Below are 16,292 nucleotides of genomic sequence, written 5' to 3' on the forward strand. Positions count from 1 at the left end.
GAGTAACGTTTGAAGAAGCCAGATGTAGGAAACAGAAGAAAATGAAAGTTAAAAGAAAATACAACCATCCTTAAGGAGATGAATAGCATGCTATCGTTTATTTGGAGTTTGATTATCGGCGGTTTGATTGGCTGGGCTGCAGGCGCACTTACCGGCCGCGACGTGCCATTTGGTATTATTGGTAACATTATCGCCGGTTTTATCGGCGCGAGTTTAGGCACCGCGCTTCTCGGCAGCTGGGGGCCGACTCTTGGCGGATTTGCCATTATCCCTGCCCTTATTGGTGCCGTTATTCTCGTATTGCTCGTAAGCTTTATTTTTCGGGCCATCAAGAAGAAGAAATAAAGAAAAGAAGCAGCACGACCGGAAGAAAGCTGTCTTTAATACAGGCAGCTTCCTTCTTTTGTTGAAAAACAAATAAAGCAGTTTTGAAAAATGCAGGGGGAGCTGCCCGAAAGGAGAAAATTTATGAAAATAGATACATTCACAGACAAAGTAGCGGAAAAATACGGTTCTACAGATGAACAAACGATTGTTAACGAAGGGGCTGCGTTTATTGCTGAGCTGGTAAGCGGAATGCAAAAGCAAATTCAGACAAAAGTTGGTGCCAACGTTCGAATGACGGGAGATGAAGAGGGTGGATCGGTGATTGGTGTAGGGCCGGTGGAGCTGCTGTTTCAAAAGCATGCCGATAATCCAATGATTGAAGTGCTGGTCTCCGATGAGAAAGAAGGCAAAAACAAGGAGCGTTTTGATGTGCTGGAAGTGCCGGAAGGACAAGCAGCACTAATAAGCACCCGTTTCCATCAGGAATTGAGTAAAGACGTTTTCGAAAAATATTTGAACGAGTTTCGGCACGTAGTTTAATGATCGTTTCTGTTCTATTTATAAAAAAAGGAGCCGGGCGTGATGCAAAAGCATCCATGCCCGGCTCTTCCTAATAGTACCCAGGGCGGCAAACATAAAGCCTTCTGTTTTAATCAGCCTTTGATTCATGCTCCTCGTCTCCTTTTTAATCCTCAAAATGAATGAAGATAAACTTATCATATAACGATTTGTCCGACCAGCCAATTGTTGAATCGCTTAAATGTTTAAATACATAATGGAGACTGCTAAACTCACTTAAAAGCTCTGGTTTCTATACGCATGAACGCGTTGGCATCGCTAGTTAAAGACGGGCGAATAGCCATGGAGATGAGCCTGAAAAAGGGCAAAGCTTAACTCTCCGTCAGAAAGCGTATTGTTTTTGACTTTATGTATGCATTCGGTAATAGGGAGAAAATAAACCTGAATGTTTTCATGGTCTTCGAGCTGCTGCTCCTGATGGGCCTTCAGGTCATCGGTAAAGAAAACGTGGGTACGGTCATTACTCCGCCAGGAGGCCGGAAGCATCGTTCCTAAATAATTTAGAGGTCCACACGTGTATCCTGTTTCTTCAGCCAGTTCTCTTCGGGCAGCTTGAACAAGTGTTTCGCCCGGTTCCACGCCGCCGCCCGGCAGCTGCACCACAACAGCATCGACTGCCGGACGGTATTGTTTGATAAGCAGAAAAGCGTCTTCTTTTTTTGCCAGAACGACGACGCCATCCGGTTCGTCCAACGTAATGTATTTTCTGCCCCGCTGATCTGAAATCACATGCTCGCCCTGTGCCTGATCCTCATTCATAATAACTGCCTCCGTTTATTAGTAAGTGATGATCTGTTTTTCGAAGGGGCTTCTACATGCCCCGCAGCTTGTCTGCTAATTCGTGCTCCGAAAAACGGATACGGGTGATCTGGTGTTCGTCATTTTCGCTCCTTTTTAAAGAAAAAGATCAATTTCTTTTCTTTTCCCATTTATTGTAAAAAAGTATCATAGGGGAAAAGAAAAGTAAATTCGAGCACAGAAAATATGATATACATATAAAAAATACATTTTCGTCAAATAGCTCCTTAAAAAAAGGAAGGGTTGACATATCGAGTTAAATCGATATACAATGCAGTTTATGGAGCCAATAGATCTGTTTAAAGCACTTTCAAATGAGACCCGTCTGAAAATTCTCTGGTGGTTGAAGGAACCGGAAAAGCATTTTCCCAAGCAGCAGGCTCACCTGCCAAAAGAGGTAAGCATCGAAGGCGGCGTGTGCGTGGGAGACATTCAGGAAAAGGTACAGGCGTCCCAATCCACGGTGTCCCACTATTTGAACATGATGCAGAAAGCCGGCCTGCTCGAATCTGTGCGCTACGGCCAGTGGACGTATTACAGGCGTAATGAAGAAACGCTTCAACAGCTGGCAGAATACTTAAAAACAGAAATCTGACCGTCGGGGTTTCTGTTTTTTTATGGCTCATTAAATCGAAAAATCTAGATATTTAATTATTAAGAATTGAGGTAGAAAAAATGAGTGCATACGAACAAGAAAGTCAATTGAGCCGCAAGCAGAAGGTACTGGCGTTTACGCTGACGCTGCTGACGTTTGTGATGGGAACGAGCGAGTTTGTTATAGTAGGACTGCTTTCAGAAATTTCCTCCGACCTGGGCATTCGCCTGGCGACAGCCGGAACGCTCGTGTCCGGGTTCGCGATTGCCTACGCGATTGGTACACCGGTACTGACCGCCTTTTTGAGCCGGTTTCCTAAATACAACATCATGATTATCCTGATTTTGTTATTTATCGCCGGCAATGTGATCAGTGCCTTGGCAGGCACGTATGCCGTGCTCCTGCTGTCGAGAATTGCGACAGCGATGGTGAGCGGCGTATTAACGGCCCTCGCAATGTCAGTTGCAGGGGACACGATGCCAACGGCTAAAAAGCCGGCGGTAATTGCCTCTATTTTTGCCGGCTTTACGATCGCCAACGTGCTTGGCGTGCCGCTGGGTACATTTATCGGCCAGCTGTCGAACTGGCACGTAACTTTCTGGGTGACAGCTCTTCTCGGGGTGGCGGCGCTTCTTATTAGTTTAGGCGTCCTTCCGAAGGATATCAAAAATGAAAAAAGCTCGATCAAGGACCAGGCTGCCCTTTTTACACAGCCGCGGATTTTATTGGCTTTCTTCATTCCTATTTTCAGCATCGCCGGCACGTATACGATTTATACGTACATCACGCCCATTATTGAAAATGGTCTGTTGATCCCAAGCAGCTATGTGAGTGTAGTGCTTCTCGGCTACGGAGCATTTTCGATTCTCAGTAACGTGCTGGCAGGAAAAATTGCCAGTCGCAACGGCATCTCGAGGCTTCGGTACGTGTTCGTTGTTCAAAGTGTGATCCTGCTATCGCTTTATTTCACCATGGCGTCGACCATCGCCGGTTTAATCAGCATCATGCTTATCGCAGTCATGATTTATGCCCTGAATGCCACGATCCAGCTATATTTAATGAATCTTGCAGAATTATATTCTCCTTCTGCAAAAGACCTGGCGTCTGCGCTGACGCCTGTTGCGGTAAACGTCGGGATCGCTCTGGGCTCTGCGGCAGGGGGGCTCGTTGTGGCTGCGGGAAGCATTGGGCTTCTTCCATGGGCCGGCGGTTTGTCCGCCCTGATAGCTGCAGGCCTTGCAACGCTTAGCTACGGTCTGGATAGAAAAGAAGCACGGACCCGCACAGAAAGTGTGCCGTCTGAATAAAATCAAATAAGCAAATTTCCGTTGTTCTCTGGTGCGCCTGAGGGCAACGGTTTTATAATTGGGTGCTTTTTCCGATCTACTTAAGTGTGAAACGGCAAAATACCGCCCGGGTTAGTGAAAGTTAGTATATAAATGTATCATTTTGTTAATGCATAAATGTATATATAAACCCATCCGTATGTCTTGAAGGTCTTTTTCGGCTATCATTTGCGAATCAAGGGTAATAGCAGGGAGTAGGTTTAATCTACCTTGATATTGTTAATAATAAAAGAAGAAATGGAAAAAAGAGGGATGCTTATGGCTAATATCGATACAGAACTATATAAACACTTTTTTACTCACCTTGATTACGTCGTTCACCGGATTGTCAGCCGTACATCCGAAGAACTCCAAAACCCGCTCTCCCCCCGGGAAGATGATCTGCACCAGGATCTGCTTTATAATTTGTTCATGACGATCAAGGAGGAGCTGGACGACCACCAGTCGACGGCAGCGGTCAATCTGGATTATGACCCGGCAAACGTATTAAGTGAACAGGGATATGATCTGGATGCTATTATTATGCTGCTGTCACAATTTCGTCTGCATGCCATTGAAGAGATTGAGGAGACATTTCAAGCATACGGGGTCGGATCCCTGAAAGACGCTTTTTACTTCATGCACCGGATGAGTGACATTTTTGACCAGGCTATGAAAAACTCCACGACCCATTTTAATAACCAATACCAATTAGACCTCCAACAGCTGAAAGAAGAGCTTTTACTGCTTTCAGCCCCCGTAGTACCGGTAAAAGAAGGCATATCAGTATTACCTATAGTAGGGTCTTTAAGTAAGGAGCGCACTGATCATATTATTGAGAGCGTTCTGCCGGAAGTAGCGGAAAACAGCGTTGATATTCTGATTCTTGATTTTTCAGGCACCCACAAACTTGATGATGAGGTGGCTCCTCGATTATTTTCGATTACGAGGACACTGCAGCTTCTGGGAGTTCGTCCTGTCCTGACAGGCATTCGTCCGGAAATGGCTCAATCGGCGGTCGAACACGGGGAGGCAATGAAGGATGTTAAGATGTACCGGGATGTCAAAAAAGCGCTAGAACAAATGGTGCCGTTTAGAAGTTGATCGTGTTTGGGCCAATTACTGTCTAACCCGATGGAAGTATAAAGAAAAAACCCGAATCATGCACGCTATTTCTTTCGTGTCCATGGTTCGGGTTTTAGTTTATTTTTTTCGTTACAGTCTGTTAAAAGTCATATTGATTTTCCCGTATTTGTTCAAAGGTCTGCGAAAGTACCACGGTATCTTCTGCGAGGCGGTCCAGCCGGGCCATTACATCAGTATTAATAATTTCTTTCTGGTGAAAGTCTTTTTCTTCAATGAATACATACGTCTGAACGATTTGAGCCTTCATATAGGATAAAATCGGCTTAAGCTGCAAATCGGCAACTAAATAATGCTTCGGCGATCCGGCAGTGACGAGCATGCTTATTGTTTTATCACGAAAGGCATCGACTGGAAGCAGATCGAATACGTTTTTTAACGCTCCCGGAATAGACGCCTGGAAGATCGGCATGCCGATAATAATAGCATCTGCTTCCATCAGCTGCTGGGTGACATAGCCGGTGTCTCCTTCGTAATCCAGGTAATGGCGACCATCGCTGAACTGCATGTCGTATTCCGCCAGATCAATGATTCCTGTTTCTATCTCAGGGTATTTTGCATTTACTTTTTTAATTGCTTCGTCCATGGCCGTTCTTGTTTTCGAACCGACCTGTGAACCGGATAAGCCAATGAGTCTCATTAGGTACGCTCCTTATTTTTTTGCCGTATATTTTTTAACAGCCGGCAGAATGGTGTCCCCGATCAATTCGATATTTTTTCTGATTTTATCCATCGGCATCCCGCCGAAATCAATCTGTGCAATGTAGCGCTGATGCCCGAATACTTCATGCTGGTGCAGGATTTTTTCAATAATTTCCTGGGGGCTGCCCGTGTTCATAATATTATGAGGCTCGGCGCCCTGGGCAAACAGCTGCTTCGGAAAGCCGCCGCCGTTGGTGCGTTTCATACCTTCATTAATATGGGGGTACAGGTCCTTCAGCGCCTGCTGGGTCGTTTCGGCTGCGTAAAAGAAGCCGGCTGTGGCGACCGGAAGCTGGGCCGGATCATGGCCGCCGGCCCGGGCGGCATCCCTGTAGGCATCAACGGTTTGTTTAAAACGGTCTGACGATCCGCCTAAATGAGCCATAAACATCGGCACTCCGGCATAGCCCGCTTTCATTGCGCTGGCCGGCGTTCCGCCGACGGCACGCCAGATGGGAAGCGATCCTTCCACAGGGCGGGGGAGCACCTGGGCATTTTTTAAGGAAGCCCGGAATTCCCCCTCCCAGTTTATCGTTTCCTGTTCATTAATCTGGCGGAGCAGATCAAATTTTTCCTCATACAGCGCCTCATAGTCGCGGACATTATAACCAAGCAGGTCAAACAATCCGATCCGGGAGGCGCGTCCTGCTACGAGCTCTGTGCGTCCTTTGGAAATGAGGTCAATTGTTGCGAAATTTTCGTACACCCGGACAGGGTCAGAGGTGCTGATGATCGTGGAAGAGCTGCCAATTTTTATTTTATTTGTCGCCTGGGCAATAGCTGAAAGAACCACCGCGTGGGCCTGCGTGGCAAAATATTCCTGATGGCTTTCCCCGACGCTGAAGAAATCCAGGCCCGCCTGTTCAGCAAGCGTGGCATATTCGATTAATTCATGAATCCGGTCCTGGGCTGATATTCTCTCTCCTGTATGCGGATCGGGCAGATGATCTCCCAGGGTATAAATGCCAAATTCCAATCCGTTCTCCGGATGAATGCGATATTGTTCCATAACGTAAAGGCCACCTTTTTTTATTTTGTCTAATGCTATTATAATTAATACCCGACATATTAGTAAGTACGTACATCAAAGTGGCATAGTATAAAAAAGGGTACCAGGGAGGGATAATTTTCTTGTTCTATCGATCCAAGTCATAAAACAGCCGCCCAGGCGATGTAAGAAATCGTCTAGGACGGCTGTTCGTCATGCGGACCATATTGGTACGCCTTTTTGTATTCTTGTTAACGCTGAAATGACTAAGAGAGGGAAGTGCAATTATTTTGTTATTCTTAACTACTTATTCAAGCTCTAATTGGAGGCGGTAACCCCGCCATCAATTTTTCGGTACTCTTCTCGTTTTTCCGGACTGATAAGCAGGAGTGAGACCAAGACCCAGTACTAGTCTTCAAAAGCGGGAATTGTCCCTGCTGGACGTTTTAGACTTCATCCTAAAAGGGGGTCGTGCTGCAGGGGGAATTTAACGATATCAATTGCCGGCATTGATTTAGTTTATGTTGATCTGCGGGTATTGATTGCCTTGATGGAAACGTGCCGCCAGGCTGAAACGAAAACACGTTATGCTTTTCTTACAATTTTCCAGTTGCCCCTCTCTCAAGGAATATCCTTACTTTGTAAATGTACGATAAACTTCTGAAAGCAATATCTCATTAAAATAAGAGAAAATCCGTTTTTTTATAGAGCAGAGGCTTTCTGTTAAACAAGGTTAAAAACGCATGGAATGGGGGAATGGTGAAATACCATCTTAATTGCAAAGAACGGTTCAGGACGCATGAGCCGGCGGTTCAACAAGAAGGATGCTTTCTTCATTAGTGGACAGGGGATATAGAAGGCCATGATCATCTTTTAAGAGTAAGGAGGCAAAATATGAGCAAATACCAACGAATTTTAGTAGGAATTGATGCTGTCGAGATTCCTACCTACACGGTGTTCGATGAGGCAAAGAAAATGGCGGCCGAGCACGAAGCTGAGTTAATTATCGCTTTCGTATTCGACCAGAAGAGCTACTCGACACTGGAACGCATGGACCCCAAGGGAATCGAGCGGCTGCAGACGAAGGCTTCCCTGTATCTTGAAGCTTGTCAGGAGGCTGCGTGGGCCCACGGGATTGAGCAGGTGGAAACGGTGATGGAAACAGGTACGCCCAAAAAACGTTTAGCGACTGATTTAGCCAAACGCTATCAGGCGGATCTTATTGTTATAGGCCAGAGCGGCGGTAAGTGGTTCGAACGCCTGATATTTGGCCACACCTCTCAAGCTATCCGCCGGAAGGCTGACTGCGAGGTGCATGTGGTGCAAAACAGCTGACGGCTTACGGGTAAGGGAGCCCCGGCGCTCCGGCCTGTCAGATGCACCTTCTTCGTTGCCGATCTTGGGCATTTAAACAATGGTAAACAAGCAGGTATTATGTACCCGGGATAGAAACGGCTTTTGGATGCTTCAATGAAAAAAGAAGCGGGGGACAGAGATGGCAAAAGTATGCTTGGGAATGATTTTATCGCTGGATGGGTACGTCAATGACCGGTACGGAAAGATGGAAAAGCTTTATGCCAGCTTTGAGCCTGATGAAGTGATTCAGGCTGAGATGGCTAAAACGGGTGCGGTAGTGATGGGGAGAAACAGCTTTGATGAAAGCGAAGACCCTGACGCCTATGCGGCGGACTACGAATTTCAAGTACCGCTGTTTGTATTGACCCATCATCCACCTGCCAAGCATCCAAAGGAAAATGAGAATCTTACCATCACCTTCGTAACAGATGGAATTGAAAGCGCGATTCAACAGGCAAGAGAAGCAGCCGGTCAGAAGAATGTGGTAGTACTCGGGGCAGACGTAGGCCAGCAGCTGTTAAAAGCGAACCTGGCTGACGAACTGCAGGTCGCGTTCGCTCCCGTACTGCTTGGCCGGGGTCTGCGGTTATTCGAGCATCTGGAGGAGCATGAAATTCATTTGGAAAAACTGCGGACCGTTGAGACTGCCCAGCAGGTTGAAATCTGGTATAAGGTCCTCAAGCAATAGGGAAGAAGATAATACCTGTAAAAACGGGGGGAGTCGAGCTACCTCCTTGATTTTCATGCAAATAATTGGTTGGCACGAGTCCCGGCTGGTATCCGGCTTATGCCGGCCGATTTTTATTTAAAGCCTTCGTAATTATAAAGAAAGGCGGTCGTTTTCTACTCGCAGCCATACTATCCCCCCGAATACATTTCAGCACTCTGGTTGAACGCATTTTCTTCGACTTCGAATCCTGCTTCTTCAATCATTTGAAGATCCTTTCGCCAGGCCTGTCCAGGCGTAGTCAGATAGTCGCCGAGAAAAATAGAGTTTGCCGCATACAATGCCAGCGGCTGCATGCTTTTTAAATTTTCTTCGCGTCCACCGGCCACACGGATTTCTTTCGAAGGAAGAATCATTCTGGCAAGGGCTAAAATACGGAGGCAATGCTCCGGCCGAAGCCCCTGCTGATCCTCAAAGGCTGTACCCTCGATCGCATGAAGAAAATTAATTGGTACAGAATCAGCCCCGATATCTTTTAACGCAAACAATACATCGATAATATCCTCATGGCTTTCCCCCATGCCGGCGATTAGCCCTGAACAGGGAGAGATACCTGCCTGTCTGGCTTCGTTCACCGTTTCGATCCGGTGGTCGTATGTATGGGTGGTAACAATGTTATCGTGAAATCGCTCCGAAGAATTGACGTTATGGTTGTAGCGGTCGACGCCTGCTGCTTTCAGCCGATCGCCCTGGCCTTCCTTTAAAATCCCCAGGCAGGCGCATACCTTTAACTGGCTCGTGGCTTTGATTTTTTCCACTGCTTCCTCTACGGTCTGCAGCTCTTTTTCCGAAGGGCCCCGACCGCTGGCTACAATACAATAAGTACCGGCTCCACGCTTTTCCGCTTCCCGCGCTCCCTGGATGATCTCTTCAGAAGGCATCATGCGATATTTGGAAATTACAGCTTTGGAATCAATAGACTGGGCGCAGTATCCGCAGTTTTCCGAACACAGGCCGGATTTTGTATTAATGAGCATGTTTAGTTTGACCTGATTTTGATAGTAATGAAACCGGAGCAGGTAGGCTGCTTCGAGCTGTTCGAGCAGGTGTTGACGAGGCTCCTCTAAAAACGACATGGCCTCCTCTTTTGTTAAATCTTTTCCTTTTTGTATCTCTTTGGCACGATCAATCCAGAATGTTCCCATAAACTATGCAGCTCCTTTAGTTGAATTTGTTCCTCGCTCTGTTTTTTTCAAAATACGCAGCAGGCGGAGTGCAAACCAGGCAGCTCCGACGGCTAAAAGAATATCCTTAGGCATCGGTGCGAGCATCCACAGCCAGACTGTTGTGTAAGAGAAGCCTCCTGGAGCGGCAAACCACCATTCATACGCCATATACATCCAGTTAGTTCCAATCACATAGTTAACAGCTGTGCCTGTGAGGGACGCCAGACCAAACGCTGCAAATGAACGCCTATGTCCAGAAAGGGCACCTGTGACGTAAGCCACGAGAACATAAGAAAGTAAAAAGCCGAACGTCGGGGAAATGACAGCATCAAGCCCTCCCGACCATCGGGAAAATACCGGCATGCCGGCAAGGCCGATGAGCAGATAAAGGGTCATGGCTAGCGGGGCATATTTTTTTCCGAGCAGTAGGCCGGCTAAAATGCAGACTGTCGTTTGAAGTGTAATCGGTACGCCGCCAATTACAAGGATGGGGGCGATGGATGTAATATTGGCCCCAATCATCATCAAAGCTGCGAATAACGAAGCTAAGACGAATCCGTGGACACGTGACTGAATCATGAACTTCCTCCTTTTTTCCACTAGTATATAGAACCTGGCTTTTATTGTAAACTTAAATTTAAAATGGGTTAACAATAAAAAAGTTTTTCATATCCGGTTGACATGAAAAAAGCGGACTGCGTATATTAGATTTATCTCTATGGAATATACGGACGTGGTTTTCGTATAAATGACTGAAAATACAAAAAAAGCGGTTGCCAGAGGGAGAGCAGTTGGGATTATTCAATAGGAAGAGAAAAGGGTGGAGAATGAATGAAGCGAAGCTTACAGGAGCGTTTAGAGCAGGGACCGGTCATCGCCGGAGAAGGATACTTATTTGAACTCGAGCGTCGGGGATATTTACAGGCAGGCACTTTTGTGCCGGAGGTTGCGCTGGAAAACCCCGAAGCCTTAAAACAGACGTACCGGGATTTCATGCGTGCCGGTTCGGATGTCATACTGGCGTTTACGTATAACGCCCACCGGGAGAAAATGCGCATCATCGGAAAAGAGGATCTCTTGGAGCCGCTGAACCGTCAGGCGATCCGTCTGGCGAAGGAAGTGGCCCAGGAGCACCCGGAGGAAGAGGCACTGGTGGCGGGCAATATTTCCAATACCAATATTTTCAACCCGGATGATGAAGATTCCAAAACCGCTGTCCGCCAGATGTTTGCAGAAATGATCGGCTGGTGCAGCGAGGAAGGCGTCGACTACATTAAAGGGGAAACCTTCTATTATCACGAGGAAGCGCTGATCGCTCTTGAAGAGATTCAAAAGCAGGGTCTCCCAGCCGTTATTACACTTGGATTAATGGGCGAAAACATCCTGCGGGACGGATACTCAGTGGAGGAATCCTGCCGCATTTTATCGGAAAGCGGCGCTTTGGTCGTTGGCATGAACTGCTTCCGCGGTCCGAACACGATGCAGCCGTATCTAGAAAAGATCCGGGAATCAGTTCAGGGGTATATAGCCGGTCTTCCGGTCCCTTACCGGACCACAGAGGAGCACCCGACCTTTTTTAATCTGCCGGATTCTGGATGCAGCTGTCATACACCTCTTGAAACAACCTTTCCTACTGCGCTCGAGCCGCTCTACCATAACCGGTACGAACTGGCCGAATGGGCGAAGGAAGCGACAGATGGCGGTGTGAATTACATCGGGCTGTGCTGCGGTGCTTCCCCGGCTATGCTCCGTTCAGTAGCTGAAGCAGCAGGCCTGCAGACCATCAGCTCAGAGTACTCCCCGAATATGGAAAAGCACTTCCTGTTCGGTCAAGATGAAACCCTTCAGGACCACAATACGAGCTACCGGTCGAAGGCATAATAAATAACGAAGCTCTCCTGCTAAAATCGCAGGAGAGCTTTTCTTGTTTAACGAACGTCTGAATAAATAAGGAAGTATTTTTTAGTTCATGGAATTTGTAATCTTTAAGGCTTCCACCGGCGGAAGACTGGTCCGTACCGCATAGACCATTTCTCCTTCCTGCCAGCGGATATCCACAGTCACATCCTCACTGGCCGGGGCGTAATAAATGTCGACAACCCCCTGTCTGGCAGAGGCGGGGAGAGGGTGATGCTTGAGATATTCTGATATTTGAAGAAGAACAGCTTTCTGATTGAGATTTTCCGAAGATGAGGAAGAGAGGCTCAACAGCCACTGATCCTGCTGCCCGCTGTAATGGTACTGATCTGCGCCTTCCTGCGCATGTCCGGGCAATCCGTGCCGAAACTCCTTTACCCCTGGCCGGGATGGATTGACGGTTTTGCCTTCACGAAAAGCTTCAATTTCATTGGAAGCTTCCTGGATTCCCATGTACTGGGCAGCTGTTACGTGTGCCAAAGGCTCTCCGGTACTCGTATGGTATTGAACACTGTAGGTGGCTGAATTGTTGGAGGCCACTGATCCCTGGACCTGGCTTATGCGCTGGCCGGGAAAGATTGAAGGCAGTTTGACCAGGTTGTCGTCTATCAGAAGCTCCTGGTGTATTTTTCCGGCGTCCAGTTCCGAAGGTGTAGGGGAGGATATATTTTCCCTTTGCGGCTCCGGCTGGGAAGATGGTTCTTCTTCTACATCCTTCTTCGGCAGATCATCTTCATCCTGAATAGCAGTTTCCTGGGCATTTAAGGTCTGAGGAGTTTCTTCTTTGCTTGTACAGCCAAACATAACTGCAATAAGCAGGATTCCTGGCAGAATAAAAAACAGGCGCAGTTTTTCCAAAAGGGTCCCTTCTTTCTGAATAGGGAATAGCACTAGACTGAATTGAAATTTTTTCCACAAACAAATAAAAAGCCAGAAAAAGAATTATGCTCTTTTCCTGGCTTATGGAGTGGCTGTAGTCTCCATCCATTGCTGCCTTATATGTCGTTGTAAATTCCCCGCAGAGAAAGTAATAAAACCGGTAAACTAATGAGAAGAGTCAATAATCAGAAAATTATTTAAATCTTTTTAAAGTATATCATCGTGATAAAAATTTCTGAATAAACAATTTATAACTTTTTGGAGCGGAAGGAGAATCTTCGCTGTAAGCTGGCTTACATTTAATCATATACAAACGCGGGAATGGGACAAAAGAATACGTTTACAGGAGGCTGGTTTGTCTAAAGCTATCTGTTCATAGAAACGTAGTGAAACCGGCAAAAAAATTCGTAAGGAGGCAAAGATATGCAGCCCAACAGAACAGTAACGGAAGCAGAATTTAAACAACGCCAGCAATCGGTCACGCTTGAAGGAGTGGTAGAGGAACCAGTGAAAATAAACTATACAGATGTAGGATCCGGGCCGCCGATCGTGCTGCTGCACGGCATACCAACCTGGTCGTACTTGTACCAGGCCGTTATTCCGCAGCTTGAAGAGGAGTACCGGGTGATTGTTCCTGATCTGCTGGGGTACGGCTATTCGGATCAAAGGGACCGCTTCGACCGCTCGCTTCATGTGCAGGCGAAAATGGTGATAAAGCTGATGGATCAGCTGGAGCTCGAACAGGTGCACTTGGCAGCGCATGATATCGGGGGAGGCGTCGGATTGATCCTTGCACTTGATGAACCGAATCGAATCAATAAGCTTGTCCTTTCCAACACCGTTGCCTATGACTCCTGGCCAATTGAAGAAATGCTGATGGCGGGCCATCCATCGTGGAAAAACAAATCTCTTCAGGAGATGGAAGATTTTCTTTCGAAGGGCTATAACGATGTATTTGCCCAGCGGGAGCAGCTGACGGATACCTTTTTGGAAGGGATTATGGCCCCGTATTTACATGAAGAAGGCAAAGTCAGCCTTGTCCGCAACGCTGCTGCCCTGAACACGAACCACACCACCGCGCTGACGCATAAGCTTTCGGATATTCAACACCCCGTGCTGCTGTTATGGGGGACCCAGGATCCGTGGCAGCCGGTAGAAACGGGGGAGATGCTGGACAGGGATCTTCCAAACAGCGAGTTGGTAAGAATAAACCAGTCGGCCCACTGGGTGCCTCAGGAAGCGCCGGAAGCGTTCGCCGCTGAAATTAAAAGGTTTATTTAGAGGAAATATTGCTCCCGTTCTTTGGGAAGTAATTATCGAAGAGATCAGCCTGATGAGCTGGTCTCTTTTTGTTGAAGCGAAATTTTATGCATCTTTATTATTTCCTAGAGATCTGTGGCAAGGCCGTGACTCAGTTGAAGAAGGGAAGCTGCCAGCAGCAAACTCATAGAGATCATTAGCTTTTTGTGCCTGCGAGCTTCTTTTGGCTTTCGATATTCTATAAGCATTATGATGCCAGCGATTGCAATAAGTAAAAAACAAACAGCGTAAACGCCTATGCTGATGCCACTCATCCTGTCGCTCCTTTATTAGATAGACTTGTACATTGCATTTTAAATGCGCCTCCATTAAATTACAATCACATATCTCCGACATTCTCTTTTACTGCATTGGTTGGCACGAAAAATAGCCAAGTGAGCGCAGAAAGTATCACGCTTTAGAAATAAGCAAAGAGAAGAGATAGGGTGAAATGAAGTGAACCTTCAACAATTGTAAATAATGTAAATCAGTAATAAACTGAGAAAAATTCAAATGGTATTATGGTGAAGGCTATTAAAATAGGCGAAATGAGCAGTTGATATAATCGGGGAGATGAGCGTTCACAGCAACCCGGGAAAGGGGTAGTATAGGGGCATGAAGATAGTGTTAAAGCGTATGGCGTGGATAGTGTTGAGCGTGTACATAATTTTATTTATTGCTGCTGGAGTGAGGACCGGGGAATGGAATATTCTCTTTTTTATCATAGGTTTTATTGTTTTCGGCAGCGTTTTCTTAGGTTCTTATTATAAAAATTATCCGCCAAAGGCATAAGAACAAATATATTAAGCCAAGTATATACTTCCATAAAATTGTAAGATAACATCTAAGAAGAAATCAAAAGTTATGCAGAAATCAATACGTCGGAAGTGCAGCAGCTGGATAGGTTGCCGATGCCGCTATGGGTATAGGAACCTGCAGTCGTTAATTTTGGCGGAATGATCGAAAGATAGGTGAAGTTATGGGAGAAAGAAAAAGAAAGAAGGCAGAAGCCTTTAGGTTAAAGATTCAGCGATATATGGATTCTGAAGAGGAGCAGCACCGGCTGTATAAAAAAACGCTTCTCATTGTAATCATCTCACAAATATTCGGCGGAGCCGGACTGGCAGCCGGGATCACTGTGGGGGCGTTGCTGGCCCAGGACATGATGGGTACAGACAGCGTCACCGGACTGCCTACCGCCGTATTTACGTTTGGTTCTGCTGGAGCGGCGCTCCTGATCGGGCGCTTGTCCCAGCGGCTCGGCCGGCGTACGGGTCTGGCAGCCGGGTTTTTGATCGGCGGGATGGGCGCCGTCGGAGTAGTGCTGGCGGCGATTACCAATCAGATCGGGCTGCTGTTTGTTGCCCTGTTAATCTACGGTGCCGGCACAGCGACGAATTTACAGGCCCGGTATGCAGGAACGGATTTGGCCTCCTCCACTCAGCGGGCGAAGGCGGTAAGCATGGCCATGATTTCTACGACTCTCGGAGCGGTTGCCGGCCCAAATCTGGTGGGACCAATGGGAGAGGTGGCGAGCGCAATGGGCATACCTTCCCTGGCCGGCCCGTTTATGCTGGCTGCCGCTGCCTATCTGGCAGCCGGAGGGTTCCTATATCTGTTTCTCCGTCCTGACCCGTTCCTTGTGGCAAAGGCGGTGGCCGAAGAACAAAAGAATAGCAGGCGGCTGCACGATGAAGAGGAGCCGGTGGAAGCATCGACTGACCGGCGGGGCGTATTAGCCGGAGCTTCCGTGATGGTGAGCACCCAGTTTGTGATGGTAGCGGTGATGACCATGACCCCAATTTACATGGGAAACCACGGCTTCTCCCTGCAGGCGGTGGGTATGGTAATCGGCTTTCATATCGCCGGCATGTATCTGCCTTCATTAATAACAGGAACCCTGGTGGAAAAGGCCGGACGAGCACGGACGGCTGTGGCATCCGCCGGTACCCTTTTGGCAGCAGGAGTGCTGGCTGCCCTGGGGCCGGCAGATTCTCTCGTAACGATAACGATTGCGCTTGTCCTGCTCGGGCTTGGCTGGAACTTTGGCTTAATCAGCGGCACGACCATTGTAGTTGATGCTGCATCCCTGTCAACGAGAGCGAAAACCCAGGGAGCCGTCGATGTCTGGATTGCTTTTTCAGGAGCAATCGGTGGAGGATTGTCCGGCATCATAGTAGCTTATTCGAGCTTTGCCGTATTGGCTATAGCTGCACCACTGCTATCGCTCCTGGCAATTCCAATGATACGGTGGGCCGGTGTAGGCAGGAGAGCAAAAACAGCTGAGGCGCAATAAATAGTGACCGTCCAATCATTATCAGAGGGGCTAAAGAGCAAACTGTTATTATCGGCTAATATAAAAGAAGAGATTTTTTTAAGAGTATTTCATTCTGGTAATAGCGCTGATATGAAATAGCTTGCTGGCAAACCCATACAATTTCGGGGGTTTGCCTTTTTGTTTACTAACTTTTATTTGGCGTAGGCATTCACA

The 16,292-nt window shown here is 47.2% G+C and carries 17 protein-coding genes; 11 read left to right on the forward strand and 6 right to left on the reverse strand.

What is annotated here, in order from left to right; all coding sequences use genetic code 11:
* The first annotated feature begins 87 nt into the window (after positions 1-87).
* Together ACTRXF_RS01620 and ACTRXF_RS01625 are read left to right on the forward strand one after the other, a co-directional pair.
* Positions 88-345, forward strand: a complete 258-nt coding sequence (locus tag ACTRXF_RS01620; protein WP_474260626.1) for a GlsB/YeaQ/YmgE family stress response membrane protein — start codon at positions 88-90, stop codon at positions 343-345.
* 123 nt (positions 346-468) lie between these two features.
* The gene (locus tag ACTRXF_RS01625; protein ID WP_474260627.1) at positions 469-867 is read left to right on the forward strand and encodes a hypothetical protein; all 399 of its coding nucleotides are present in this window, start codon (positions 469-471) and stop codon (positions 865-867) included.
* A gap of 297 nt (positions 868-1,164) precedes the next feature.
* Here ACTRXF_RS01625 and ACTRXF_RS01630 read toward each other — a convergent pair whose 3' ends face one another.
* A complete protein-coding gene (locus ACTRXF_RS01630) occupies positions 1,165-1,665 on the reverse strand; it encodes an NUDIX hydrolase (RefSeq protein ID WP_474260628.1) in 501 nt (166 codons plus the stop codon).
* A 319-nt stretch (positions 1,666-1,984) separates the two neighbouring features.
* Here ACTRXF_RS01630 and ACTRXF_RS01635 point away from each other — a divergent pair, with 319 nt between their 5' ends.
* The 3 genes from ACTRXF_RS01635 (at position 1,985) to ACTRXF_RS01645 (ending at position 4,728) form a co-directional block, all read left to right on the forward strand.
* Complete coding sequence (locus ACTRXF_RS01635) at positions 1,985-2,299, forward strand: ArsR/SmtB family transcription factor (protein WP_474260629.1); 315 nt, start codon at positions 1,985-1,987, stop codon at positions 2,297-2,299.
* Positions 2,300-2,379: 80 nt separating this feature from the next.
* The gene (locus ACTRXF_RS01640) at positions 2,380-3,606 is read left to right on the forward strand and encodes an MFS transporter (RefSeq protein WP_474260630.1); all 1,227 of its coding nucleotides are present in this window, start codon (positions 2,380-2,382) and stop codon (positions 3,604-3,606) included.
* A 297-nt stretch (positions 3,607-3,903) separates the two neighbouring features.
* Entirely contained in the window at positions 3,904-4,728 is an 825-nt protein-coding gene (locus ACTRXF_RS01645) for an STAS domain-containing protein (RefSeq protein ID WP_474260631.1), read from the forward strand.
* 121 nt (positions 4,729-4,849) lie between these two features.
* Here the strand turns inward: ACTRXF_RS01645 and ACTRXF_RS01650 are convergent, their stop codons facing one another.
* Together ACTRXF_RS01650 and ACTRXF_RS01655 are read right to left on the reverse strand one after the other, a co-directional pair.
* Positions 4,850-5,407 carry an NADPH-dependent FMN reductase gene (locus tag ACTRXF_RS01650; RefSeq protein WP_474260632.1) on the reverse strand — a complete coding sequence of 186 codons (558 nt, stop codon included), beginning with the start codon at positions 5,405-5,407 and terminating at the stop codon, positions 4,850-4,852.
* Between the two features lie 12 nt (positions 5,408-5,419).
* Positions 5,420-6,478, reverse strand: coding sequence for an LLM class flavin-dependent oxidoreductase (locus tag ACTRXF_RS01655; RefSeq protein WP_474277451.1), 1,059 nt, complete (start codon positions 6,476-6,478; stop codon positions 5,420-5,422).
* A gap of 406 nt (positions 6,479-6,884) precedes the next feature.
* Here ACTRXF_RS01655 and gvpJ point away from each other — a divergent pair, with 406 nt between their 5' ends.
* The 3 genes from gvpJ to ACTRXF_RS01670 all read left to right on the forward strand — a co-directional run bounded on the left by gvpJ (position 6,885) and on the right by ACTRXF_RS01670 (position 8,501).
* Positions 6,885-7,121 carry a gas vesicle protein GvpJ gene (gene gvpJ, locus ACTRXF_RS01660; protein WP_474260834.1) on the forward strand — a complete coding sequence of 79 codons (237 nt, stop codon included), beginning with the start codon at positions 6,885-6,887 and terminating at the stop codon, positions 7,119-7,121.
* A gap of 230 nt (positions 7,122-7,351) precedes the next feature.
* The gene (locus ACTRXF_RS01665; RefSeq protein WP_474260634.1) at positions 7,352-7,792 is read left to right on the forward strand and encodes a universal stress protein; all 441 of its coding nucleotides are present in this window, start codon (positions 7,352-7,354) and stop codon (positions 7,790-7,792) included.
* A 160-nt stretch (positions 7,793-7,952) separates the two neighbouring features.
* Positions 7,953-8,501 carry a dihydrofolate reductase family protein gene (locus ACTRXF_RS01670; RefSeq protein ID WP_474260635.1) on the forward strand — a complete coding sequence of 183 codons (549 nt, stop codon included), beginning with the start codon at positions 7,953-7,955 and terminating at the stop codon, positions 8,499-8,501.
* A gap of 170 nt (positions 8,502-8,671) precedes the next feature.
* Here the strand turns inward: ACTRXF_RS01670 and bioB are convergent, their stop codons facing one another.
* The gene (bioB, locus tag ACTRXF_RS01675) at positions 8,672-9,685 is read right to left on the reverse strand and encodes a biotin synthase BioB (protein WP_474277453.1); all 1,014 of its coding nucleotides are present in this window, start codon (positions 9,683-9,685) and stop codon (positions 8,672-8,674) included.
* A gap of 3 nt (positions 9,686-9,688) precedes the next feature.
* Complete coding sequence (locus tag ACTRXF_RS01680; RefSeq protein WP_474277456.1) at positions 9,689-10,285, reverse strand: biotin transporter BioY; 597 nt, start codon at positions 10,283-10,285, stop codon at positions 9,689-9,691.
* A 252-nt stretch (positions 10,286-10,537) separates the two neighbouring features.
* Between ACTRXF_RS01680 and ACTRXF_RS01685 the strand changes: the two genes are divergently transcribed.
* Positions 10,538-11,587: a homocysteine S-methyltransferase family protein gene (locus ACTRXF_RS01685; RefSeq protein ID WP_474260638.1), complete on the forward strand. Its 1,050-nt coding sequence runs from the start codon at positions 10,538-10,540 to the stop codon at positions 11,585-11,587.
* 81 nt (positions 11,588-11,668) lie between these two features.
* On the opposite strand, the gene ACTRXF_RS01690 is transcribed toward ACTRXF_RS01685, so the two are convergent.
* Positions 11,669-12,481, reverse strand: coding sequence for a hypothetical protein (locus ACTRXF_RS01690; protein ID WP_474277458.1), 813 nt, complete (start codon positions 12,479-12,481; stop codon positions 11,669-11,671).
* A gap of 444 nt (positions 12,482-12,925) precedes the next feature.
* Between ACTRXF_RS01690 and ACTRXF_RS01695 the strand changes: the two genes are divergently transcribed.
* Complete coding sequence (locus ACTRXF_RS01695; protein WP_474277461.1) at positions 12,926-13,783, forward strand: alpha/beta fold hydrolase; 858 nt, start codon at positions 12,926-12,928, stop codon at positions 13,781-13,783.
* Between the two features lie 997 nt (positions 13,784-14,780).
* Complete coding sequence (locus ACTRXF_RS01700) at positions 14,781-16,097, forward strand: MFS transporter (RefSeq protein ID WP_474260641.1); 1,317 nt, start codon at positions 14,781-14,783, stop codon at positions 16,095-16,097.
* Positions 16,098-16,292: the final 195 nt, after the last annotated feature.

Source organism: Marinococcus sp. LNHM3E3-2.2, assembly GCF_056034385.1.

What these genes read in the sequence shown, in the direction of transcription:
- ACTRXF_RS01620 (WP_474260626.1), top strand. Translation starts at nt 88, where the DNA reads ATGCTATCGTTTATTTGGAGTTTGATTATCGGCGGTTTGATTGGCTGG.
- ACTRXF_RS01680 (WP_474277456.1), bottom strand. Translation starts at nt 10,285, where the DNA reads ATGATTCAGTCACGTGTCCACGGATTCGTCTTAGCTTCGTTATTCGCA.
- ACTRXF_RS01655 (WP_474277451.1), bottom strand. Translation starts at nt 6,478, where the DNA reads ATGGAACAATATCGCATTCATCCGGAGAACGGATTGGAATTTGGCATT.
- ACTRXF_RS01650 (WP_474260632.1), bottom strand. Translation starts at nt 5,407, where the DNA reads ATGAGACTCATTGGCTTATCCGGTTCACAGGTCGGTTCGAAAACAAGA.
- ACTRXF_RS01630 (WP_474260628.1), bottom strand. Translation starts at nt 1,665, where the DNA reads ATGAATGAGGATCAGGCACAGGGCGAGCATGTGATTTCAGATCAGCGG.
- ACTRXF_RS01645 (WP_474260631.1), top strand. Translation starts at nt 3,904, where the DNA reads ATGGCTAATATCGATACAGAACTATATAAACACTTTTTTACTCACCTT.
- ACTRXF_RS01695 (WP_474277461.1), top strand. Translation starts at nt 12,926, where the DNA reads ATGCAGCCCAACAGAACAGTAACGGAAGCAGAATTTAAACAACGCCAG.
- bioB (WP_474277453.1), bottom strand. Translation starts at nt 9,685, where the DNA reads ATGGGAACATTCTGGATTGATCGTGCCAAAGAGATACAAAAAGGAAAA.
- ACTRXF_RS01640 (WP_474260630.1), top strand. Translation starts at nt 2,380, where the DNA reads ATGAGTGCATACGAACAAGAAAGTCAATTGAGCCGCAAGCAGAAGGTA.
- ACTRXF_RS01625 (WP_474260627.1), top strand. Translation starts at nt 469, where the DNA reads ATGAAAATAGATACATTCACAGACAAAGTAGCGGAAAAATACGGTTCT.
- ACTRXF_RS01635 (WP_474260629.1), top strand. Translation starts at nt 1,985, where the DNA reads ATGGAGCCAATAGATCTGTTTAAAGCACTTTCAAATGAGACCCGTCTG.
- ACTRXF_RS01700 (WP_474260641.1), top strand. Translation starts at nt 14,781, where the DNA reads ATGGGAGAAAGAAAAAGAAAGAAGGCAGAAGCCTTTAGGTTAAAGATT.
- ACTRXF_RS01670 (WP_474260635.1), top strand. Translation starts at nt 7,953, where the DNA reads ATGGCAAAAGTATGCTTGGGAATGATTTTATCGCTGGATGGGTACGTC.
- ACTRXF_RS01665 (WP_474260634.1), top strand. Translation starts at nt 7,352, where the DNA reads ATGAGCAAATACCAACGAATTTTAGTAGGAATTGATGCTGTCGAGATT.
- ACTRXF_RS01685 (WP_474260638.1), top strand. Translation starts at nt 10,538, where the DNA reads ATGAAGCGAAGCTTACAGGAGCGTTTAGAGCAGGGACCGGTCATCGCC.